This is a genomic window from Afipia sp. 1NLS2, from assembly GCF_000178995.1.
Classification (GTDB): domain Bacteria; phylum Pseudomonadota; class Alphaproteobacteria; order Rhizobiales; family Xanthobacteraceae; genus Afipia.
The window spans coordinates 318,808-340,499 of sequence record NZ_ADVZ01000001.1 but is presented as its reverse complement, the minus strand read 5'-3'; the positions used below and the strand labels follow the sequence as shown (position 1 = coordinate 340,499).

At 61.6% G+C, this 21,692-nt stretch carries 23 protein-coding genes and 1 tRNA gene; 11 read left to right on the top strand and 13 right to left on the bottom strand.

What is annotated here, in order from left to right; all coding sequences use genetic code 11:
- Nucleotides 1-32: 32 nt before the first annotated feature.
- Nucleotides 33-109 (bottom strand) — tRNA-OTHER (locus AFIDRAFT_RS01625).
- Between the two features lie 99 nt (nt 110-208).
- The gene (locus AFIDRAFT_RS01620) at nt 209-898 is read right to left on the bottom strand and encodes a class I SAM-dependent methyltransferase (protein WP_009337232.1); all 690 of its coding nucleotides are present in this window, start codon (nt 896-898) and stop codon (nt 209-211) included.
- Nucleotides 899-1,026: 128 nt separating this feature from the next.
- Between AFIDRAFT_RS01620 and AFIDRAFT_RS01615 the strand changes: the two genes are divergently transcribed.
- Both AFIDRAFT_RS01615 and AFIDRAFT_RS01610 read left to right on the top strand, forming a co-directional pair.
- A complete protein-coding gene (locus AFIDRAFT_RS01615; RefSeq protein WP_009337230.1) occupies nt 1,027-1,551 on the top strand; it encodes a Dps family protein in 525 nt (174 codons plus the stop codon).
- 225 nt (nt 1,552-1,776) lie between these two features.
- Nucleotides 1,777-2,787 carry a glycosyltransferase family 9 protein gene (locus AFIDRAFT_RS01610; protein ID WP_009337228.1) on the top strand — a complete coding sequence of 337 codons (1,011 nt, stop codon included), beginning with the start codon at nt 1,777-1,779 and terminating at the stop codon, nt 2,785-2,787.
- Here the strand turns inward: AFIDRAFT_RS01610 and AFIDRAFT_RS01605 are convergent.
- Nucleotides 2,770-3,870, bottom strand: a complete 1,101-nt coding sequence (locus AFIDRAFT_RS01605; RefSeq protein ID WP_009337226.1) for a glycosyltransferase family 4 protein — start codon at nt 3,868-3,870, stop codon at nt 2,770-2,772. The genes AFIDRAFT_RS01610 and AFIDRAFT_RS01605 overlap by 18 nt on opposite strands.
- Nucleotides 3,871-3,879: 9 nt before the next feature.
- Nucleotides 3,880-5,070, bottom strand: a complete 1,191-nt coding sequence (gene carA / locus AFIDRAFT_RS01600) for a glutamine-hydrolyzing carbamoyl-phosphate synthase small subunit (RefSeq protein WP_009337224.1) — start codon at nt 5,068-5,070, stop codon at nt 3,880-3,882.
- A 182-nt stretch (nt 5,071-5,252) separates the two neighbouring features.
- Here carA and AFIDRAFT_RS01595 point away from each other — a divergent pair, with 182 nt between their 5' ends.
- The gene (locus tag AFIDRAFT_RS01595) at nt 5,253-5,708 is read left to right on the top strand and encodes a GatB/YqeY domain-containing protein (RefSeq protein WP_009337222.1); all 456 of its coding nucleotides are present in this window, start codon (nt 5,253-5,255) and stop codon (nt 5,706-5,708) included.
- Nucleotides 5,709-5,839: 131 nt separating this feature from the next.
- On the opposite strand, the gene AFIDRAFT_RS01590 is transcribed toward AFIDRAFT_RS01595, so the two are convergent.
- The 4 genes from AFIDRAFT_RS01590 to AFIDRAFT_RS01575 all read right to left on the bottom strand — a co-directional run bounded on the left by AFIDRAFT_RS01590 (nt 5,840) and on the right by AFIDRAFT_RS01575 (nt 8,663).
- The gene (locus tag AFIDRAFT_RS01590; protein ID WP_009337221.1) at nt 5,840-6,283 is read right to left on the bottom strand and encodes an SRPBCC family protein; all 444 of its coding nucleotides are present in this window, start codon (nt 6,281-6,283) and stop codon (nt 5,840-5,842) included.
- Nucleotides 6,276-6,590: an ArsR/SmtB family transcription factor gene (locus tag AFIDRAFT_RS01585; protein ID WP_009337219.1), complete on the bottom strand. Its 315-nt coding sequence runs from the start codon at nt 6,588-6,590 to the stop codon at nt 6,276-6,278. The genes AFIDRAFT_RS01590 and AFIDRAFT_RS01585 overlap by 8 nt, the downstream gene beginning before the upstream one ends.
- Nucleotides 6,591-6,667: 77 nt before the next feature.
- Nucleotides 6,668-7,468 (bottom strand): N-formylglutamate amidohydrolase, encoded by an 801-nt coding sequence (locus tag AFIDRAFT_RS01580; RefSeq protein WP_009337217.1) that lies wholly within the window; start codon nt 7,466-7,468, stop codon nt 6,668-6,670.
- Between the two features lie 10 nt (nt 7,469-7,478).
- The gene (locus tag AFIDRAFT_RS01575) at nt 7,479-8,663 is read right to left on the bottom strand and encodes an MFS transporter (RefSeq protein ID WP_009337215.1); all 1,185 of its coding nucleotides are present in this window, start codon (nt 8,661-8,663) and stop codon (nt 7,479-7,481) included.
- A 452-nt stretch (nt 8,664-9,115) separates the two neighbouring features.
- Here AFIDRAFT_RS01575 and dnaG point away from each other — a divergent pair, with 452 nt between their 5' ends.
- Nucleotides 9,116-11,113 (top strand): DNA primase, encoded by a 1,998-nt coding sequence (gene dnaG, locus AFIDRAFT_RS01570; RefSeq protein ID WP_009337213.1) that lies wholly within the window; start codon nt 9,116-9,118, stop codon nt 11,111-11,113.
- A 289-nt stretch (nt 11,114-11,402) separates the two neighbouring features.
- Nucleotides 11,403-13,532, top strand: a complete 2,130-nt coding sequence (gene rpoD, locus AFIDRAFT_RS01565) for an RNA polymerase sigma factor RpoD (RefSeq protein WP_009337211.1) — start codon at nt 11,403-11,405, stop codon at nt 13,530-13,532.
- Between the two features lie 126 nt (nt 13,533-13,658).
- On the opposite strand, the gene AFIDRAFT_RS01560 is transcribed toward rpoD, so the two are convergent.
- On the bottom strand, nt 13,659-13,907 hold the full coding sequence (locus AFIDRAFT_RS01560) for a hypothetical protein (protein WP_009337209.1): 249 nt from the start codon (nt 13,905-13,907) through the stop codon (nt 13,659-13,661).
- 174 nt (nt 13,908-14,081) lie between these two features.
- On the opposite strand from AFIDRAFT_RS01560, the gene AFIDRAFT_RS19660 reads away from it, so the two are divergent.
- Together AFIDRAFT_RS19660 and AFIDRAFT_RS01555 are read left to right on the top strand one after the other, a co-directional pair.
- Nucleotides 14,082-14,231, top strand: coding sequence for a hypothetical protein (locus AFIDRAFT_RS19660; RefSeq protein WP_009337207.1), 150 nt, complete (start codon nt 14,082-14,084; stop codon nt 14,229-14,231).
- Nucleotides 14,232-14,418: 187 nt separating this feature from the next.
- The gene (locus tag AFIDRAFT_RS01555; RefSeq protein WP_009337205.1) at nt 14,419-15,138 is read left to right on the top strand and encodes a hypothetical protein; all 720 of its coding nucleotides are present in this window, start codon (nt 14,419-14,421) and stop codon (nt 15,136-15,138) included.
- Between the two features lie 825 nt (nt 15,139-15,963).
- On the opposite strand, the gene AFIDRAFT_RS01550 is transcribed toward AFIDRAFT_RS01555, so the two are convergent.
- Nucleotides 15,964-16,305: a Lin0512 family protein gene (locus AFIDRAFT_RS01550; RefSeq protein ID WP_009337204.1), complete on the bottom strand. Its 342-nt coding sequence runs from the start codon at nt 16,303-16,305 to the stop codon at nt 15,964-15,966.
- Between the two features lie 226 nt (nt 16,306-16,531).
- Here AFIDRAFT_RS01550 and AFIDRAFT_RS01545 point away from each other — a divergent pair, with 226 nt between their 5' ends.
- The 4 genes from AFIDRAFT_RS01545 to AFIDRAFT_RS01530 all read left to right on the top strand — a co-directional run bounded on the left by AFIDRAFT_RS01545 (nt 16,532) and on the right by AFIDRAFT_RS01530 (nt 19,916).
- Entirely contained in the window at nt 16,532-17,374 is an 843-nt protein-coding gene (locus AFIDRAFT_RS01545; protein WP_009337203.1) for a lytic murein transglycosylase, read from the top strand.
- Between the two features lie 297 nt (nt 17,375-17,671).
- On the top strand, nt 17,672-18,865 hold the full coding sequence (locus tag AFIDRAFT_RS01540) for a GGDEF domain-containing protein (protein ID WP_009337202.1): 1,194 nt from the start codon (nt 17,672-17,674) through the stop codon (nt 18,863-18,865).
- A gap of 107 nt (nt 18,866-18,972) precedes the next feature.
- On the top strand, nt 18,973-19,227 hold the full coding sequence (locus AFIDRAFT_RS01535) for a DUF2171 domain-containing protein (RefSeq protein ID WP_009337201.1): 255 nt from the start codon (nt 18,973-18,975) through the stop codon (nt 19,225-19,227).
- A 140-nt stretch (nt 19,228-19,367) separates the two neighbouring features.
- A complete protein-coding gene (locus AFIDRAFT_RS01530) occupies nt 19,368-19,916 on the top strand; it encodes a DUF4112 domain-containing protein (protein WP_009337200.1) in 549 nt (182 codons plus the stop codon).
- 28 nt (nt 19,917-19,944) lie between these two features.
- Here AFIDRAFT_RS01530 and AFIDRAFT_RS01525 read toward each other — a convergent pair whose 3' ends face one another.
- From AFIDRAFT_RS01525 to msrA, 3 genes are all read right to left on the bottom strand, one after another.
- A complete protein-coding gene (locus AFIDRAFT_RS01525) occupies nt 19,945-20,241 on the bottom strand; it encodes a hypothetical protein (protein WP_009337199.1) in 297 nt (98 codons plus the stop codon).
- A gap of 240 nt (nt 20,242-20,481) precedes the next feature.
- Nucleotides 20,482-20,892 (bottom strand): peptide-methionine (R)-S-oxide reductase MsrB, encoded by a 411-nt coding sequence (gene msrB, locus AFIDRAFT_RS01520; RefSeq protein WP_009337198.1) that lies wholly within the window; start codon nt 20,890-20,892, stop codon nt 20,482-20,484.
- An 11-nt stretch (nt 20,893-20,903) separates the two neighbouring features.
- Nucleotides 20,904-21,629 carry a peptide-methionine (S)-S-oxide reductase MsrA gene (gene msrA / locus AFIDRAFT_RS01515; protein ID WP_009337197.1) on the bottom strand — a complete coding sequence of 242 codons (726 nt, stop codon included), beginning with the start codon at nt 21,627-21,629 and terminating at the stop codon, nt 20,904-20,906.
- Nucleotides 21,630-21,692 lie beyond the last annotated feature (63 nt).

The following is a 21,692-nucleotide window of genomic DNA, read 5'->3' as shown; positions in this document are numbered from 1 at the left end:
CTGAAATGGTGTCGATATTGAATGAGAAAAATTGGAGGCCCGGCCTGGATTTGAACCAGGATAAAAAGCTTTGCACAGCTCCCGCGTAAGACGTTTCCGCCACCGGGCCAAAAACACTCTAGCCGCGACAGAATGACCCGTCACAGCGAGATGGAAGATAGGGTTAACAGCGGGGAAGAGATTTAGGTCGTGAAACGACCGATTGGTGCTATTTGCGCTTTGCGATGAAGGTCTTGCGGGCGGGATTGGTGCCGACATTCTGCGCCGCCAGCGCCGCGATGAAGCCTGAGTCCCCGAGTTTGTGAAGCATCTCCTCGGTGCGATAGCAACGCAGGCCGAGCTTGCTTCGGAGCGAGCGGTAATCGGATAGCGCCATGCGGGTAATGCCGGTGACGGCGTCGATCAGGAATCCGTTTTTCGCGGCGAACCGCAAAAGCGCGACGGCATCGGTGACGGCACCGACGTCGGGATCGAGGATGTCGCCGAGCACGAAGCGTCCCTCCGGCTTCAGGAGACGATGGATCTGCGCGAAGGCGGCGTCGAGTTCGTCCGGCGTCATGTATTGCGCGACCGAAATCATCACGACGAGATCGAGCGATGTGTCCGGCAGCGCAGCCAGATCGTCTAGCGACAGCGCCTCGATATTGGGGACGGTGGCAAACCGCTCCGCGAGACGCCCGCGCACGCTCGGCGCGGGTTCGGCGAGGATCAGGCGTTTGCACTTCGCTGCGACGCGCGCAGCCGATAGCGCCTCGCCACAGGAATAATCCAGCACCGTTGCCTCGGGCGAGGAGATGTAACCCGCGATGTCATTGGCGATGAGAGCGAAATGAGCCTGCCGGTGGGCATCGCTCACATAAATCGAAGGTGCGGAATCATAGAAATCGATCCAGGCCATGAACTTCCGGTAATGGTTTCGGACAGCGGTTCCGGCGCCGGAACAGGCGCCTATGTCGTGAGTTGATAATCGTCGGGCCGGATTTCCCCGGCAGCATAAACTCACCCCTACTAGCAGGAAGGTCCGTCGTGAGCAAAACCAAGAACTCCGTGGCATCTGAACTGGATACGCCAACCGATCTGCAACAGGCAGCAGTCGACAAGATTGCGGCAGCGGTGAATGCGCTGCTGGCCGACGTCTTCGCGCTCTATCTGAAGACCAAGAATTTCCACTGGCACATGAGCGGGCGGCATTTCCGCGATTATCATCTGATGCTGGACGAGCATTCCGATCAGATTTTCGCGACCACCGATCAGTTGGCCGAGCGTATCCGCAAGCTCGGCGGCAACACGCTACGCTCGATCGGGCAGATCGCCAAGCTGCAGACCATCGAGGACAACGATGAGGACTATGTGCCGCCGCGCGAGATGTTGCGCGAGCTGATGCGCGACAACAAGCACCTGGCGGCCGAGATGCGCAAGGCACACGAGGTCGCCGATAAGGGTGGCGACGTGGCGACCACGAGCATCCTCGAGACCTTCATTGACGAAGCCGAGCGCCGGACCTGGTTCCTGTTCGAGGCAAGCCGCCAGGAAGGCGGCAACGAGGCGTGAGCATTCTTCGATGAATTGGCTGAGCACCCGCTTTTTGCGGGTGTTTCGTTTTTCCTTGGCGAAAGCAAACAGCGATTCCTGTCGTCGTCCCCGCGCAGACGGGGACAACACGTAAAGAATGCGGGTGCGAACGTTCTCAGGGCAGGAGATGGATCGGCTCCCTTTGCCTTCGACATAGCCTTCCGCTAAGGCATGGCCCGGTAGGATCAACCTGCGGGTTCTTGCATGAGTTCGACGGTGTCACGCGCCGATGATGTTCGCCCGATCGCCGTTCTGGTCGATCGCGAGGGACTGGGCGATACGCTTCTCAAACTGCCTTTTCTGCGCGCGATTGCACGCGCCTATCCCGACCGGCCGATCTGGTGGATTGCGACCCACACCACCTCGATGGCGCGGGAGATGAGGCCGTTCGTCGGCGATCTGATCGCCCATGTGGTTGAAAATGCGAACATCACGACGCCGATGGGCACCGTGATCCGGCAATTGCGCACATTTCCGCCGTTCGATCTCGTGTTCGACATGCGCACGCGGCTGGTGACGGTGGCTCTCGCGCGCACGATCCTGAAACATCGTGGCTTCTATTGCTGTCTGCCGGGTTATGCGCTGTCCGACAAACGTCCGCCGGGCCGTTGGTCGCGCCCGGAAGGCATTGCCGCGCGGGCGCTGTCGATGGCGGAAGCGGCGTTGCAGCGCGCGCCCGAATGGCAGGGCCGCTTTCAATTGAGTGACCGTATTCGTGCGCGTGCCGCGCAGACGCTGCCGGATGGCCCGAAATATGTCGGCATTGCCATCGGCAGCCGCGAGGCGCGCAAGAACTGGCCGTTGCCGAACTATGTGGCGCTGGCGAAGCGTCTTGCGGCGCAAGGCCTGACGCCGGTGGTTTTCACCGGTCCGCAGGAGCGGGCCATCGCGAATGAATTACGCGCATCGATCCCCTCGGCTTTGTTTCCGCAAGCCGACGCAGATGATGCCGATGCGGCCTCGCTGGAATATGCCATCGCGCTGGGCGAACGCCTGAAGGTTGCCGTGGCCAATGACAGTGGCATGGGCCATCTGTTCGGCGCGATTGGTGCGCCGCTCGTCAGCCTGTTCGGGCCGACCAACCCTGCGCGCTGGGCACCATTGACCGCGCGCGGTGTCGTGATCCGTGCGCAGGATCATGGCGGCGAGACGATGGAGGCGATCCCTGTCGATGCGGTGGTGACCGCCGTCGAGGGTTTACTGCGTGACGTTTGAGGTTGGCGGCAGCGCCAGCACCGAGCGATAGATCGGCTCGAGGTCCGACAGAAGGAAACTCTCCAGCCGCCCGGCGTGTTCCGACCAGGTGATGCCTTGCTGATAACGCAACGCCGCCTCGTGCTGGCTGCGCCAGAGCGCGTCGTCGGTCAGAAGCCGCACGGCGTCCGCGCCGAATTTGGCATCGTCGTCGTGAACGAAGCCCGTCAGCCCGTCGATCACGCGTTCGGGCATCACGGTGATGTTGGAGACGATGGCGGGCAGGCCGAGTGCCTGCGCTTCGGCGACGGCGAGGCAAAACGCTTCCGTCTTGTGGCCGGGATAGAGCATCACCCGCGCGCTGCGCATCGCGGCGATCAGCGTCTCGCGGCTCTGTGGCGGATGCACCCGCACCGAGGCTTTGACCTGCGGGGACATTCCCGATGGCAGAAAGCGGCCTTCCCACGCCGCCCACGCATCATCGCCTTCCTTGAGCGCGTTGATGCCATAGACATCGAGCACGGCATTGGGCACGCGCGGCAGCACGTGTTTCGCCCAGATCTCGACGACACGGTGCAGATTGCGTGTGGGGTGCGAAGCGAAGATCGCGCGCGGCGGCGGCGCTTCGGTGAGCGGGCTCCGGCCGCGAATATCATCGGGCAAGCCGTGCGGCAGCACGAACTGCGGCTCATGCTGCGGCAGCACCGGCGAATATTTCTTCGCCTGAAACAGACTCATCAGCACCGGCACCGGGCGATGCAGCCACAGCCGCCAGAACTTCTTGTAGTGCTTGAGCTGGTTCACCGGCCACAGCACCCAGATCGCGTTGCGGCGCGGCTTGCGCACGAAGCCCAGCAATTCCGGTTGATGGCAGGCGATATAGAGGTCGCAGGTGTCGGGCCGCTCGCCGTCGAGCGGCCGCCACATCACGCCGCGATCCATCACCGGCGCGTCGCAGTTCGAATACACCGTAACCTGATGCCCGCGCTTGGCGAGTTCGCGCGCGCACTGGATCACGCTGGATTCGGTGCCGCCGAGCGGGCGTTTCTCGAAATCGCGGCCGTCATAGCGCAGCGTCTTGTCGGCGAAGATGATGGTCGCCATCGGCTGTGCTCAGGCCCGCTTCTTCGCGCGCATCAGATCGACGAAGCGCGTGAACAGATAGTGCGAGTCGCGCGGGCCGGGAGACGCTTCCGGGTGGTACTGCACCGAGAAAACAGGCTTGTCCTTCAGCGCGATGCCGCAGTTGGAATTGTCGAACAATGAATAATGCGTCTGCTCGACGTTCGATGGCAGCGTGGTCTTGTCCACCGCGAAGCCATGATTCATCGAGGTGATCTCGACCTTGCCGGTGGTGAGGTCCATCACCGGATGGTTCGCGCCATGGTGGCCCTGATGCATCTTCATGGTCTTGCCGCCGACGGCGAGGCCGAGCATCTGGTGCCCCAGACAAATGCCGAAGGTCGGTACGCCGCTGTCGATGATCTTCTTAATGACCGGCACGGCATATTCGCCGGTCGCCGCCGGATCGCCGGGGCCGTTTGATAGGAAGATGCCGTCGGGCTTCATGGCGAGAATATCTTCCGCCGAGGTCTTGGCGGTGACGACCGTGACCTTGCAGCCTTCACCCGCGAGCAGGCGCAAGATGTTGCGCTTGATGCCGTAGTCGACAGCGACGACATGGAATTCCGGTTTGTCCTGACGGCCAAAGCCCTTGCCCCAGTGCCAGTCGGTCTCGTCCCAGTCGTAGCGCTGCGCGCTCGTCACCATCGGCACGAGGTCCATGCCCTCGAGCCCCGGCCACGCGGCAGCTTCCTTCTTCAGCGCGGCGAGATCGAATGTGCCGCTCTTGCTGTGGGCGATCACCGCGTTCGGCATGCCCTTCTGACGGATCAAGGCGGTCAGCGCGCGGGTATCGATGCCCGCGAGGCCGATGATGCCGCGCGCACTCAGCCAGTTGTCGAGGTGGCGGGTGGCGCGATAGTTCGACGGATCGGTAATGGACGCACGCAGGATCGCGCCGCGCGCGCCTGTCGTCGCCGCCATGTTCACCGTCTCAATGTCTTCGTCGTTGGCGCCGACATTGCCGATATGCGGGAAAGTGAAGGTGATGAGCTGTCCGGCATAGGAGGGATCGGTGAGGATCTCCTCGTAGCCGGTCATCGCGGTGTTGAAGCAGACCTCGCCGACAGCGGAGCCTTCTGCGCCGAGGCCGAAGCCTTCCAGCACGGTCCCATCGGCAAGCACGAGCAGCGCGGTCGGTTTTTTGTCCGGCCAGGCGGGGGAATTGTCATTTGTTGTCATAAGCCCATGACATAACGCGGGTGCCGCAGCGCGTCAAAGGGCAAAGGGCGGCATTCCATGCGCTTTCCTCATGTTTGCCGTCCGCGCCCCGCGCCCAAGGCAGGGGATGGTTGTCCAAGGGCGAAAAACCCCGTAAATCCAACGCGGATTTGATGGCGCCTGTGCGCCCGGGGAGATTGACCATGCTGCGCGACGACATCAGCACCGCCGTAAAAGAGGCGATGAAGGCCAAGGAGGAGCGCAAGCTCTCCACGCTGCGGATGGTGAACTCGGCGATCAAGAACGCCGATATCGAGGCGCGCGGGCAGGGCAAGCCGCCTTTGTCCGACGATGACATCCTCGGCCTGTTGCAGAAGATGATCAAGCAGCGCCAGGAATCGGTGGAGCTCTACGACAAGGGTGGCCGCGCGGAACTCGCCGCCCAGGAGCGCGAGGAGATCGCGGTGATCTCCGCCTATCTGCCGAAGCAGATGTCTGAGGACGAGGTGAAGGCCGCCATCGCCGCCACCATCAAGGACACCGGCGCGGCCGGCATGAAGGACATGGGCAAGGTGATCGGCGCGCTGAAGGCCAAGTACGCCGGCCAGATGGATTTCGGCAAGGCCAGCGGCCTCGTGAAGGCCGCGCTGACGGGTTAGTCAGCCACCGGTCATTCCCGCGGAAGCGGGAATCCAGTTTTCTTTCAATACGGTCACTGGGTCCCCGCTTTCGCGGGGACGACAATTTTTTCATCGCCTCATTGAGCGACGCATGATCGACGTGCGCCGCCTCACGCGTGCTCGAAGGCGAGCGGCTGTCCGGTTTCGAGAATGCTCTTGAGGCTTGAAAGCACGAGTGGCCAGCCGGTCGAGATGCTCGGCAACGTCTTGCTGTCTGGTGCGAAGCCTTCGTGCGTCACGGTCAGCTTGACGCCGTCGTAGGACGGCTCGATGACATAGGTGACGCGCGAGGGTTTCTCTTTCCGCATCTCCTCGTCGAACACCGACTGCCAGCTATAGGACAGCCTGCGCGGCGGATCGGATTCGAGAATGACGCATTCGTTCTTCACCTCGCCGCCGCGGTCCATGTGCATGCGCGAGCCGACCTTCCAGTCGGACGTCAGGCTGCAGCAGTACCAGTACTTCTCGGTGAAGGCCTTGTCGGTGAGCGCATGCCAGAGCTTTTCCGGCGTGGTCTTGATGTAGGTAACATAGACGAATTCCGGCTTACTCATCACGCTTCTCCAGTTTTCGTTTCAACTCGCTGAGGGTTTCGAGTTTTCCGCGCTCGAACTTCTTGATCCATCGTTCGCCGATCTGATGGATCGGCACGGGGTTGAGGTAGTGCAGCTTCTCGCGGCCATGCTTGATGGTGGCGACGAGATTGGCGTTTTCCAGAATCGCAAGATGCTTGGTGACGGCCTGCCGCGTCATGTCGAGGCCGTTGCAAAGCTCCAGCAGTGTCTGGCCGTTGCGGGCATGAAGCCTGTCGAGCAGCAAGCGCCGCGATGCGTCCGCCAGTGCCTTGAAGACCTCATCCATGGTTCGGATAATAGGCAACCAAATGGTTGCATGTCAAGAAGCAATAATTCGCGATGGGAAATTCCTGAAAATTTAGGTCAGCGTTTCACCAGCCCCTGCGCCAGCAGGCGGCCTTCGATCTCGTGAACGATGCGCGCAAGCCGCTCGGCCCATTCGATCTGGCCGGCTTCGTCAGTGATCAGATCCTGCCGGATTTCGATGCCGGAATTGGCGATGCCACGGCGCTCGCCATGCACGGGGATGGTGTAGTCGGTCGCGTCGCTTACCGAGTAAGGCTCGTTGTCGCCGACCAGGAAATGGCCTTCGGCGCGCAACAGCTTGAGCAGCAAGGGCGGCAGGCCGTTGCCGTTCTGATAGAGCGTGCCGACATGCCACGGCCGGGCCACGCCGGCATAGACCGGCGTGAACGAATGCAGCGACAGAAGAATGGTCGGCAGGTTCTTTGCGGCGCGGCGGTCGATCGCTTGCGCGATGCGCGCGTGATAGGGCGTGAAAATCTCGCGCCGGCGCGCGGCGATGTCCTCGAAGTTCAGGCCGTCATTGCCGGGAATGTGAGTGGCTTCGCTCATCAGCGGGATCGAGCCCGGACTTTCGAACGGCCGGTTGCAGTCGATCACGAGCCGAGAATATCGCTGTGCGATCAAATGCGCGCCGGTGGCCTCCGCAAGCCGCCGCGCGACACCGGCGATGCCGACATCCGATGCGATGTGCCGTTCCAGATCGCTCTCAGTGAGGCCGAGCCGGCCGAGGCGTTCCGGGATGCGTTTGCCGTAATGATCGCAGGTGAGCAGAAAAGGAGACGTGCTGTCTGCGTTGTCTTCGCGCACGGGCGCGACTTCATCGGTATCGAGCAGGAGGGGTGAAACAGGTGAATGCATGGGTCCCTCGTCAATCGCGCCGGGATAGCTCCCCCAGAAAGAGTATAAGCGTGATTGCGGGAAAGCATAGGCCGATCATTGCGACCTTGGCATGGCCGCCATGACTCACGGCCCAACCGCTGAGCGCCGAGCCGATCGCGCCGCCGAGAAAGAACAGCGCAATATAAAGGGCGTTCACGCGGCTGCGGATGTCTGCGCCGAGTGCATAAATGGTGCGCTGCCCAACGAGCATGTTCATCTGCACGCCCGCATCGAGAATGATGCCTGCGAGAACCCATAGCGTCAGGGAGTGGCCGCTGACCCAGACCAGCGCGAAGCCAATCGCGACCATGACGATGGCGGCGATGGTCAATGCATCGCCATGCCCCTTGTCGGCAAGGCGGCCCGCAATGGGGGCGACGAAGGCGCCCGCGGCACCGCTCAGCAGGAAAAGCGACAGCACGGTATGGCTCAATGAGAACGGCGGCTGCAGCAGGATCAGTGGCGCGGCTGTCCAGAACAGCGAGAACGCGCCGTACATCATGCCCTGATAGGCGGTGCGGCGCTGCAACGCCGGAGTGGTGCGCAGCAGCGACCACATCGAACCAAGTAGTTTCCCGTAATTGAGCGTGTGGTCCGGCTGCCGTCGCGGCAATGTGAACGCCAGCATCACCAGCACGGCGAGCATGGCGACCGCCGAGGCGGCATAGACGCCACGCCAGCCGATAACGCCCGCCACCAACGTCGAGACCGGCCGCGCCAGCAGGATGCCGAACAGCAGGCCGCTCATCACGGTACCGACGATCTGGCCGCGTTTGTGATCGGGCGCGAGGTGGGCCGCGACCGGCAGCACCATCTGCGTTGCGGTCGCCGTGATGCCGAGCAACAGCGAGGCCGCGATGAAGACCGAAGCGGTCGGCGCGAAAGAGGAGATGGCGAGGCTTGCGATCACCGCGCAAAGTGCGGTGAGGATCAGCGTCTTGTTTTCGACGAGGTCGCCTAGCGGGGCGAGAAAGATCAGCCCGATGACGTAGCCGAGCTGGATCATCGTCACGATCAGGCCGGACGCCGAGATGTCGAGGTGGAAGGCTTCGCTGATCGGCCCGATCAGCGGCTGCGCGTAATAAAGGTTGGCGACCGTGACGCCGCAGGCGATCGCAAATGACAGGATGATCCAGAATCCGGGATCATCGGACTTGGCAGGAGTTGTGGTCATTCGGGAAATTGTCCGGGAAAGAAGGCAGGTGCTTAAGGAGAGGGGCACTTAGGAATCGATCCGCAGGTTTTCAATTCATCGTCCGTTGGTTGTCCAGCGCGTGCCCGGCATGGAGCCATTCATGCCTTGCAGGCGGATGACGCAGACGTGATGCGATCTCGCCGTGTCGTCCCCGCGAAGGCGGGGACCCATGAAATCTGTCACCGGCGCACGATGCATCGATTGAAAGGCACGTCATTGCCGCTCCGACGGTGTGCATTATGAAGTTTTAGAACTGGGTCCCCGCCTACGCGGGGACGACGTGGGAATCGCTTCGCGGGTGCGTGGTCCCGCAGGAACCCTGTGAATAGCGGCGACAAATGCCGGTATTTCCGCACATCGGCGGCGGATTATGGGTTTGGCGCTGCCGGTCCTATATTGATGGTCGGCTGACTAGGATTCCATTCGACCCTATGCGTTTCACGCCCCAATTTCTCGACGATCTGCGCGCGCGGCTCCCGGTGTCGGAAGTCGTGGGCAAGCGCGTGAAGTTGAAGCGGGCGGGCAAGGAGTGGAAAGGGCTGTCGCCTTTTCATCAGGAGAAAACGCCGTCCTTCACGGTCAATGACCAGAAGGGTTTTTATCACGACTTCTCTTCCGGCAAGCATGGCAACATTTTCGACTTCGTGATGGAGACCGAAGGCGTCGGTTTCGTCGAGGCGGTGGAGCGGCTCGCCTCATTGGCGGGCATGGCGCTGCCTGCGGTGACGCCGGACGCCGCGCGTCACGAGCAGCGCCGCCGTACGCTGTATGACGTGATGGAGTTGGCCTCGAAGTTCTTCGCGGAGACTTTGGCTTCGCGCACCGGCGCGAAAGCGCGCGGCTATCTTGCCGACCGTTCGATTTCGCCCGCCACACAGTTGCAGTTTCGCATGGGCTACGCGCCGGGCGAGCGCTTCGCGCTGAAAGAGCATCTTGGTTCGCACGGCGTGTCGGTCGATGACATGGTGGAAGCGGGCTTGCTGATCGCGGGCGACGACATTCCGGTGCCTTACGATCGCTTCCGCGATCGCGTGATGTTTCCGATCACCGATGCACGCAACCGCATCATCGCGTTCGGTGGCCGTGCGCTCGAAAAGGATGTGCCTGCGAAGTATCTCAATTCGCCGGAAACGACGCTCTTTCACAAGGGCGACAATCTCTACAATCAGGCAACGGCGCGGCAGGCGGCGCATGACGGCGCGCCGGTGATCGTCGCCGAAGGTTATGTCGATGTCATCGCGCTGGTCGGCGCGGGCTTTCCCGCTGCGGTCGCACCGCTCGGCACGGCGCTGACCGAAAGCCAGCTTTCGTTACTCTGGAAGATGGCCGACGAGCCGCTGCTATGCTTCGACGGCGATGGCGCTGGCCAGCGTGCGGCGTTTCGTGCCGCCGACCTCGCGCTGCCGCATCTGATGCCCGGCAAGAGTTTGCGTTTCGCGATGATGCCGGAAGGGCAGGACCCCGATGATCTCGCGCGCACCGGCGGCCGTGCCGCGCTTGATGAGGTGTTCGCCGCCGCGCGTCCGCTCGCAGACATGATCTGGGCGCGCGCGACCGAGGGCGGCGAGTTTGCGACACCGGAGCGCCGCGCCGCACTGGAAGCAAAACTCCACGAACTCACCAACGGCATCCGCGACGAGACCGTGCGGCGCTACTACCGGCAGGATTTTGCCGAGCGATTGCGCCGGATGTTCGCGCCCGAGGGGGCCGCGCCGGGCGGCGGCTATGGCGGGGCGCGGGGCGGTTTCCGGAGCGAATCACCGCGGCGTTTTCCGGGCCGGGGCGGTTTCGGAGCCGGTTCCGGCGGTCGGCCGGGCAGCCGGGCCAATCTATCCACAGCCGCGCTGGGGCGTGGACCGTACCAGGCCGCGAGCCCTCAACTGGCGAACTCCCCCCTGATGCGGGGCCAGCGCAGCGCGCTGTCGCGGCGCGAGGCGCTGATCCTGCAGTCGCTCATCAATCACCCCTGGCTCTTGCACGACCACCTCGAGGAGATCGCGGGCCTTGAGCTCGCCCACCCCGATGCGGTGAAATTGCGCGCCGGCATTATCGCGGCGTTTGCCAATTATGGCGCGGCCGACGATCCGGAGGCGGAACGTGACCGGATCGCCTCATGGTTGCAAAAGAACAATTATTCCGAGCAAATTCAACGAGTTGAGAAGGCCCTCACCACCAAGGACGTGTGGGGTACGCAGGCGGGCGCGGCGCGCGAGGATGTTTTGTCGACCTGGCAGCAACTCGTTGCCTTGCATCGGCAATCCCACGCCCTACTTAGGGAGTTGAAGGATGCCGAACAGGCGCTCGGACATGACGGCAGCGAGGCGAACAACGTCTGGCTGAACGATGTCAAAGCGAGGCTTGCGGCGGCGGACGGGACCGAAGCGCTCATTGAAGGCTTCGGGGAGTCCTCGGGGCGGTTCCGCGCCTGACGGGGCAGGAATTTCGGCGGCGGCGGGCTTTCGTTTTTTGCGAAAAAGACTCGCCAAAACGAGGATTTACCCGCAAATACAGGGTTAATCGAAGATTAACGGCCTCTGGGCCAAAACGGCGGCTGAATCGTGGGGACAGGTCAAAGGGTGGCGTAGGGTGCGCGCCGCCTTTTCCGTGTCAGACCGTTGACCTGATCGGCGCGGACCTTTGGCCCGGCGCGATCACCAAATTCGAATTCCGCGCAAGGCGAAAGCCTCGCGCGCGACGTGCGTTTCAGGAGCGACAAGTATGGCCACCAAGGCGAAGACGGTAGCGGTCAAGGACAAGGAAAAAGAAGCCAAGGCCGCCGAGACTCCCGAAAAGGATTCCGCCGACGCGCCGTCGCCCTTGCTCGATCTCTCGGATGCTGCCGTCAAGAAGATGATCAAGCAGGCGAAGAAGCGCGGCTTCGTCACCTTCGATCAGCTCAACGAAGTGCTGCCCTCCGACCAGACCTCGCCGGAGCAGATCGAGGACATCATGGCGATGCTCTCGGACATGGGCATCAACGTCTCCGAAGCCGACGATGCCAACGACGAGGACGAGGAGAAGGACGAGGCCGACGACGACACCGATAACGAGCTTGTCGAGGTCACCTCCAAGGCCGTCACCGAAACCAAGAAGTCGGAGCCCGGCGAGCGCACCGACGATCCCGTGCGCATGTATCTGCGCGAGATGGGCACCGTCGAGCTTCTGTCGCGCGAGGGCGAAATCGCCATCGCCAAGCGCATCGAGGCCGGCCGCGAGGCGATGATCGCGGGCCTGTGCGAAAGCCCGCTGACCTTCCAGGCCATCATCATCTGGCGCGACGAACTCAACGAAGGAAAGATTTTCCTTCGCGACATCATCGACCTTGAAGCGACCTATGCCGGCCCCGAGGGCAAGAACGGCGTGAACCCGGCGATGATCGCGGGTCCCGTCGGCCCCGATGGCCAGCCGACCGCCGCCGTCGTCAACGGCGACGGCACCGTGCAGGTGATCGCGGCCCAGCAGGCCGCGCCCGCGCAGACCGCGCCGCAGACCGCGACCCCGTTCCGTCCCGCGCCCGCCGCGGGCGATGACGCCGCAGCACCCGAAGGCGATGGCGACGAGGACGATGAGTTCGAGAACCAGATGTCGCTCGCCGCGATCGAGGCGGAGCTCAAGCCGCGCGTGGTCGAGACCTTCGACAAGATCGCGTCCGAATACAAGAAACTGCGCCGCCTGCAGGAGCAGGACATCGCCAACCAGTTGCAGAGCGAGTCGCTGTCGCCGTCGCAGGAGCGCAAATACAAGAAGCTGAAGGACGAAATCATCGTCGAGGTGAAGTCGCTGCGCCTCAATCAGGCGCGCATCGACTCACTCGTCGAGCAGCTTTACGACATCAACAAGCGCCTCGTGTCGTACGAAGGCCGCCTGTTCCGCCTCGGCGATAGCCACGGCGTCGGCCGCGAGGACTTCCTGAAGAACTATGTCGGCTCGGAGCTCGATCCGCGCTGGCTCAACCGTGTGTCGAAACTCGCCGCCAAGGGCTGGAAGAATTTCGTCGCGCACGAGAAGGACAAGATCAAGGACCTGCGCCACGAGATCCAGCAGCTCGCCGCATTGACCGGCCTCGAGATCGGCGAATTCCGCAAGATCGTGCTCGGCGTGCAGAAGGGCGAGCGCGAGGCGCGGCAGGCGAAGAAGGAAATGGTGGAGGCGAACCTCCGCCTCGTCATCTCCATCGCCAAGAAATACACCAACCGCGGCCTGCAATTCCTCGACCTCATTCAGGAAGGCAACATCGGCCTGATGAAGGCGGTCGATAAATTCGAATATCGCCGCGGCTACAAGTTCTCGACCTATGCGACGTGGTGGATCCGTCAGGCCATCACCCGCTCGATCGCCGACCAGGCGCGCACCATTCGTATCCCGGTGCACATGATCGAGACGATCAACAAGATCGTGCGCACCTCGCGCCAGATGCTCAACGAAATCGGCCGCGAGCCTACGCCGGAAGAACTGGCCGAGAAGCTCGGCATGCCGCTGGAGAAGGTGCGCAAGGTTCTCAAGATCGCCAAGGAGCCGCTGTCGCTCGAGACCCCGGTGGGCGACGAGGAAGATTCGCACCTCGGCGATTTCATCGAGGACAAGAACGCGATCCTCCCCATCGACGCGGCGATCCAGTCGAACCTGCGCGAGACCACGACGCGCGTGCTGGCCTCGCTCACGCCGCGTGAGGAGCGCGTGCTGCGCATGCGCTTCGGCATCGGCATGAACACCGACCACACGCTGGAAGAAGTCGGCCAGCAGTTCTCGGTGACGCGCGAACGCATCCGCCAGATCGAGGCGAAGGCGCTGCGCAAGCTCAAGCATCCGTCGCGCTCCAGAAAGCTGAGAAGCTTCCTGGACAACTAAAAAGCGGGAAGCTGCGCGGCTTCCTCGACAACTGATCCTCGCGGCAACGCGACAAACAAAAACGGCGGCCCGCAAAGGCCGCCGTTTTTGCTGGAAAGTCGCAGGCAGGCCCGCGCCGGAATATCGTCAGGCGACGTCGTCCTCGCCGGTCGGGTCGCGATGGCCATCCTTGCCGCGGCCGAACACGCCATAGCTGCTCGACTTCATGTTCGGTCCGCCGTCGGTCGCGAAGGCGGCAAGGCCGAGCTTCAAAAGCTCGCGCACGGCCGCAGCGCGCGTCGGCATGCGGTGGCGGAAGCGAAAATCGTCAATCGCAGAAAGCTCTTCGGGGGAGAGCATGATCTGGAGGCGTTCGCCGCGTAAGTCTGAGTTCATGGCCTTTTCCCATGTTCTGGAGGCGTCACTTACTCAACTTACTCATCGTGGGTAAGTTCCCGAACAGGCGTGAAATGAGTAAAAAACTATAGTAAAATCAATAAGTTAGATGTTGCGGAGATGACGGGGCCAGCATAGGGTGGCGTTTTCAGCAGCCAAGAAGGAATCCCGCACATGAGCAAAGCGCCGAAGACGACGGAGCGGGAATGGCCTGAACGCAATTCGGCCTCGCAGGAGCGGCGGCCTCGCGAGAGCGAGCAGCAGAGCGCATACGAGCATCGCGACGAATGGGCCAACAGCCCGGGCCTTCAGCCGCCGAAGTAGGGGCGGGTGAGAGTAACCGCTATTGATGTGCGGTGACCCCTCAATCTTTACGCGATGCGTCTTACGCATCGGCCTCCCAAACAGCGATCACAGCGAACGGGTCTTTTCTTCCTGTCTTTGTAAGCTGCTGTGGATTCGGTCATGCGCCCCTCTCGACGATACTACGGCGAGAGGACAGATTGGCTAAATGAAAAAACTCGACCCCGGTCTGAGTGCGATCGGCCTCCTCGTCCTTTTTGCTGCCCTTGCCTGCATGCTGGCGGTATCGCTGCCACTTGTGAAGTCTGACCCATCTGTCCACACGTCTGACTGGCTTGGCTTTTCGGGCAGCATCATTGGCGCTCTAATCGCACTTACGGCAGCAATGATCGCGATCAAGCCTGTCAAAAGTCAGTTGGCAGAAATGACCCGCCAAAATGACCATGTTTCCCACGAACGCCTTTGCGATCGTGCAGCCAAACTGACGAACGAGCTTTCGTTGATTACAACTGTTGCTGCAAAGATCGATGTTGTCCAAATCGCAATGGCTGATGTAAATGTTGATGCGGTCGACAAGACAGTTGCATTCGCCGCTTATGAGCAGGCATGCGATGAGTTGAATGATTGCGTCAAAGATTTGCAGGTTGCGCGAGGCTTTGTTTGGGGCACGTCGCAGCAGCAGGCGAACCGGGACCATTTTATCGATACGTGTTTGACCGTATCTTCTGCGTCGATGCGTTATGCGACGAAAGTTCGCATGCAGACCCGCTTAGCTTCGATCATAGCCAAGAATGAAGTCGCAGATTTCGAAAAATGTCGAGGACGGGTTTGGCAAGGCATCCCGAAGATTCATTCAGATTTGCAAATCGCGCTCGCTAGAACGCGCAGTTTCATAAGTCGGCTCGAAGAGCGGCTGTTCGACGAGTAGCTTCGCACTGCATTTTCGAACAGATTACTATGAGCGCGGATTCCGCAACATCCCTGCTTAGCAACGTCCCACCAAATGTCGGCATCGCGTGAGAGTCTGCTCTTCTACGTTCCGGTAAATCCAGCATTTCCTTTGATTTAAACTGTTTGGTTTGTGGGGCATTTTTCATCGAAATTATTTTGTCGTTGACAAAATAGAGATTGTGACTATTTTCCTATTCATCCCGTTCCACTCCCGAGGGGCGGCTCGCGATCGTCACTTGTCGCGGGGCGGGATGCGGTGGACGCGGCAGCGTCAGGCGCGGATGACGCGCGGGAGGGCTTCGCCTTGTTTTCAAGGGGCGTCGTGACCCGCGCAGATGAGGCGCTGACGACGATGTTGCCGCGGACGGCCCAAAGCGTGTGGTCCTGGCGCCCCGGACGTGGCGTCAAGTTGCCCCGGAGAGCCGCTTCCAACCGGAGGCGGACACATCCTCAGTCGCAACGACGGTGACAACCAAACGTGCGGTCACCGGGGAGAGCACGAAGCAAGCCGGAAGCCCATCGCGCGCGGAACGCCGGACGTGTCCGGTGCTTTCGTGGTGACGAACTCGTGCGCTTGTTTTCATCGCGCATGAGGCTGCGGACGCATCGCGCGTCCGGCGTTCCGTGCGCCCTCGGTCTTGAGGGCGGCGCGAATGGGGCAAGCCCCAAGCGCGCGGGAAACGGTCAGAACTTCGGGCGCGCCCGCGCCGTCACAAGAACAGGGCTGATGGCGCGTGTCCTGTCGCGATGTCGCCGCCGCCCGGGTCCGATCGCCAGCCTTCAGCGGAATCTGGAGCAGGCTCTATGCGAGATCGAGATGGACCGTGATCGCGGCGACCGCGATGATCGAAATGTCATCCGGTCCGGTGTTGGCGGCGTTGAGGCCGCCCTTGACGACCTCGACCGTGATCTGCCCGTGAGGCAGCACCGCCTTCACGGCGGCGGGGTCCACCTTCTCCGGCTGCTGCACGCCGATTTTGACATCGACCAGCATCTTGCTCGGATCGAGATCGAGCGTTTTCAGCAGCACCAGCGAACTGTGATGGATCGCATCCTCCACCGCGCGCACGGCAGCCTTGGTGTAGCTGCCTCCATGCCAGTCGTTGCCCGTTCCGACTTCGAGAAGGATGCGCTTTGTCGCCATGGATGGACTCCTGAATGATGGGATGGCTTTTTCTACCGGCTTTGCCGGCCTCGAAATTTGACATGGCACAACGACATCGCGGTATCGCGCGTGAGCCGTGCAAACCGGGGCAGGCGGGTGATGACGCTTGCGGGTGTGTTTACGTCATCCTCCCGCCCCGATTCGCCGTGCTATAAAGGCAGCCTGAATTTCCCGCCCGCCGGTCCCGGCAGCCAAAGAGGTTTTCATGCGCAATTTCTCCAGTGCCTTTTCACGCAAATTGTCTCTTTTGGCGCTCTCGCTCGGCTTCCTCGGCGCGGGGGGCTTGATGTCATCGGCTTCCGCCGCGCAATGCGGCGGCGACTTCAACGCCTTCGTCTCGACCTTCTCGCGTGAGGCGGTGGCCGCAGGCATTTCGCCAAGCGTCGTCAGCCAGTCGTTCGCGGGCGTGACGGAGGATCCCGAAGTGCTGCGGTTCGACCGCCGCCAGCGCTACACCTTCAACAAGACCTTCGAGCAGTATGTCTCCACCCGCGTCGGTGCCCAGCGCATCAAGAGCGGCCGCTTCATGATGCAGAAGAATGCTTCGCTCTTGTCGCGCATCGAGCAGCGCTTCGGCGTGCCGCCGCAGATCATCGTTGCGATCTGGGGGCTGGAGTCGGATTTCGGCAAGGGCGACATGGGCAAGCGGCCTGTGATCAAGACGCTCGCGACGCTCGCGCATGATTGCCGCCGCACCGAGCTGTTTCAGGGCGAACTTTTAGCGGCGTTGAAGATCGTGCAGCGCGGCGACCTGCGGCTCGACGATCTGGTCGGCGCCTTCGCAGGCGAGATCGGCCAGACGCAATTCCTCCCCTCAAGCTACATCAAGTACGGCGTCGATTTCGATGGCAACGGCCATGTCGATCTGCGTCACAGCGTGCCGGACGTGCTCGCCTCCACCGCGAACCTTTTGCACACCTCAGGCTTCAAGGCCGGCGCCGACTATCACGAGGGCAGCGCCAATTTCGATGCGATGCGCGAATGGAACAGGGCGGTGATCTATCGCAAGACCATCGCCTATTTCGCCGACAAGCTGGCCACGCCGTAAGGCGTGGTGGGGCGAGGCCACAGGGTTAATGGTGTGCGAATGACGCGCCGTTTCTTGCGCGGGATGCCTGTTGGCGTGGTTCGGGCAATTGCGATCCCGTTTCATCTTCATTGATTTAAAACCAAGCCAAATGGTCCTTGCTTCCGGTGAAGGTCCGTTAAGTTCCCAAGGTGCATGTTCCCCGGACGAAACCGGCGGTGACCGGTATTGAGGCGGGGACATGGGTCAAACGACCAGCAGCCGACATGATAAGTCGCGCGGTCATGCGCGGACGGGCCGCAACCGGGGAGGTTGCGCGTGCTGAACGTCGTCACCCTCTGGCTTGTGTTCGTCGTCAATTTTGTCGCGCTCGGCGTGGTGTGGGCTTACGTCGCGCGCTCCTATCCGAATTTCGAGGCGGCACGGTTCTGGGCTGCGGGCGCGTTCATCGCATCCGCGGGTGCGGCGTTGTCCGTGCTGCGGATGTACGTTGATCCCATCTTACCGCTGTTTCTCGGCGCCGTGATGATGATTTCCTCGACGAGCCTCGTCGCGATGGGCGTCGAGCGGTTCTACGGCCTGCCGGTCTCGTGGCGGACGCATGCCGCGCTCATCGGCTTCAGCGCGCTCAGCATCGCCTTCTTCGCCTGGCACGCCAGTCCGCCGATGCGGATCGTGATCTATTCGTTCAGCCAGTCTCTCTCCATCGGTCTGGCGACAGTGCTGGTTTGGCGGTACGGCGCGCGCCATCCGGGCGCACGGTTTGCCGGCGTGGTCGGAGCCATCCTCGCGACCGTGGTGGCCGTACGATGTATCCTGCGATTATCCCAGCCGCCGGACAATATCTACATGATCCACTTCACGCCGCTCCAGTCGGTGATCGTGCTGGTGCTGGTGTTCCTGTCGATCGTGTGGAATTTCGGCTTTCTGCTGATGGCGATCGATCGCCTCCGTGCCGAGGTCGCTGATCTGGCGTTGTTCGACGATCTGACGGGAGTGGCCAATCGCCGACGTTTGCTGACGTGCCTCGCGGAAGAGTGCGCGCGGTCGGATCGTTCGATGCAGCCGTTTTCTGTCCTGCTGATGGATATCGATGAGTTCAAGGCCATCAACGACAATTATGGCCATGCGGCGGGAGACGAATGTCTGCGGCAGTTTACCCGCACCGTCCAGCAAAGGCTCCGCACCGGCGATCTGCTGGCGCGCATGGGCGGCGACGAATTCTGCGTCGTGCTGCCCGCGACCACTTTGCACGAAGCGGGGCTTATCGCGCGCGACATGCTTGGTCTGTGCGTGGCGGCGCAGGTTCATTGGAGTGCGGCAGCGATCAAGCTGTCGACGTCGATCGGTGTTGCTCAATGGCGCCCGGAAATCGGGCATGACTTCGATCGGTTGATCGTTACGGCGGACGAGGCGCTTTATGCCTCCAAGCGCGACGGAAAGAGCCGCTACTCCGTTTATGCGGCAACGCCGTTGTCTGAAGCTGAACCGCCGCTGCGCAAGAGCGCGTAAGCTTTCCCGTCATGAAAATCATTTCATGCATGCGGCTGAAGGGCCGCGTGAACATAACGGCCGCTTGTGCGTTAGTTCCGGGATAAAAAACCCGTGAGGATTTGACGATGAGCGACCCGCGTATCAAGGAACACATGGAAGTGATCGGCGCCGACGGCGTGCATGTCGGCACAGTCGACCGCGTCGAGGGTGGCCGCATCAAGCTGACCAAAGCCGACAGCGGAATGGGCGGCCACAAGGGCCACCACCACTTCATCGACCTTGGCCTGGTGGCGGATGTCGAAGGCAAGAAGGTCCGGTTATCGGCCAATGCCGCCGTTGCCTTGACGTTCGAGGAAGAAGGCGGCCGTAAGGCAGTCTGAAGCCATTCACTTTCGCGACATCGATCGCATCCCGCGTCCCTTCGGCGCGGGGCGATTATTGTTGTGGGCGGCTCCCCGCCATAATTTGTGCCTGCCGGTATGGAAGGTGTGCTGGCCAAAGCAAATACGGGATCAAGGTTGTGACAGCGAAGTCGGACACTTTTTTCACCCATCCCCAAAGCGCCCCGCGCCGCCGTCAGCCGCCGCCGGTCATCGATCAGGATGGCAATGAGGTCGGTGGCGGGCGTTTCGGAGGCGCCGGGCAACGCCTGTACGGTACGGCCTTCAGCGGCACGGCTTTTAATGGCACGGTGTTTGGCAATATCGGGTTCGGTCCGCTGACCCGCCAGCAACGCTTCGCGCGTCTTGAGGCGTTGGCGCGGCTGATGGATGTCGCGTTCGTGGTGCCGGGCACCAACGTACGCTACGGCATCGACGGGTTGATCGGCCTCATTCCCATTGTCGGCGACCTGCTGACGACTGCGATGTCATTGTGGCTGGTGCGCGAGGCGCGTGCGCTTGGTGCGCCGGCTCACATTGTCGCGCGGATGCTCGGTAACGTGGCGCTCGATGGCGTCGTCGGCATCGTTCCATTCGTCGGCGATGCGTTCGACGTCATGTTCCGTGCCAACATGCGCAACATCCGTATCCTGCGGCGCTGGATGGACAAGCAGCCGCGGATGGATTGATTGTGAAGGGCTGAAGAGGCGGAAAGCCTTAGGCCGCGTCGGTGGCTTCCGCTTCGGCCTTCTCTTCTTCTTCTTCCTGATCGCGGCGGCGCGGCAGCGGGAAGGCGCTGCTCTCATAGAGCGACCGGATGCCGTTCTGGTCGAAGCGGGCTTCATCCACCTGCAGATAGGCTCCGTTCAGCGAATCCGCCGGGAGCTGTTCGATTGCGAATTGCACGGCCTCGGCCGCAGTGCCGAAACGGCGATATGCGAAGCCTGCACGCTTCTTCTTCCGGATTGCTGCGGGAAAAAGTTCGGCCTCGGTATTGTAGTTGAATGCCGCCATCGTTTTCGGCCTCTCATTCTTCAAGTTGGGTTGCTAACCATTGCCGCGGCTGCCACGTTGAAACGATACGCGCCGCGCTTCTTCATTGATCTTCAATATAGGCGCTTTCTGCCCAGAATGCGACCTCCGATTCGCAGCATGATGAACGAAGGCCTCTGCGCGGTTTGAGTGCGCAGAGGCCTTTGAATCAATCACTTAGAGGGTACGGAACCCGCGATATGGCCGGATTTGCGGGGTCTCTTACTTCGGCTCGAGTTTCAGCGCCGCCGAATTGATACAGTAGCGCAGTCCCGTTGGCCCCGGACCGTCGTCAAAAACGTGCCCGAGATGGCCTTGGCAGCGGGAACAGAGCACTTCGGTGCGGACCATCCCGTGGCTCGCATCATGCTCCTCATCGAGCTTTTCGGCGTCAACGGGTGCGCTGAATGCGGGCCAGCCGCATCCGGAATCGAACTTGTCGTCAGACGAAAACAGCGGTTGGCCGCAACCTGCGCAGACATAGGTGCCGGGATCGAACGAATGGTCATATTCGCCCGTGAAGGGACGTTCGGTCGCCTTCTCGCGCAGCACGGCGTACTGCATCGGCGTGAGTTCTGCGCGCCACTCCTGTTCGGATTTTTCGACGTGTCCGTTCTGAGTTTTGGTCGTCATGCGCTCCTCGTTCAATTGGTCGCCTTCGCATCGCGTACCAGCACAGGCTTGTCGCGATAGTCGGCGGCGAACAGCTTTTTCAGATTGTCGACCTTCGGGATGTCGTTGAATGCAATATAGGGCTGGTAGGGGTGCAGCGTCAGATAGTCCTGATGATAATTTTCGGCCGGATAGAAGCCGTTCATCGGCTCGATTTTAGTGACGATAGGCCTCTTGTAGATCTTCGCAGCGTTGAGTTCAGCGATGTAGTCCTTCGCGATCTTCTGCTCCTCAGGCTGCGAGGTGAAGATCGCTGAGCGATACTGCGTGCCGCTGTCCGGGCCCTGACGGTTCAACTGGGTCGGATCATGGACCACGGAGAAATAAATCTGCAGGATCTTGCCGAGGTTGATCTGCTTGGGGTCGTAGGTGATCTTCACGGACTCGGCATGCCCGGTCGATCCAGTCGAGACGGTGTCGTAACGGGCACTGTCCGCCGAGCCACCGGCATAACCGGAGACAGCCTGAAGCACGCCCTTGGTGTGCTGGTAGACGCCCTGCACACCCCAGAAGCAGCCGCCGGCAAGAACAATGGATCTGGGCTCGCTGGAAGTTGCGGTGTTTGTTGCAACGTCGGTTTTCGGCGGCGGAATAATGAAGGGTTCGGCCGACGCGCGGGATGAAACGCCGGCGAGGGTGGCGAGCGCCAAGGCGCCAAATGCGGCAAAAGCGATGCGGTTTGGTTTGAGGATCGTCATGAGAAAGCGTCCTTCGATTGCGGCGACAGGGCCGCTCCGATAAGTCTACGCTATTCCGGGACG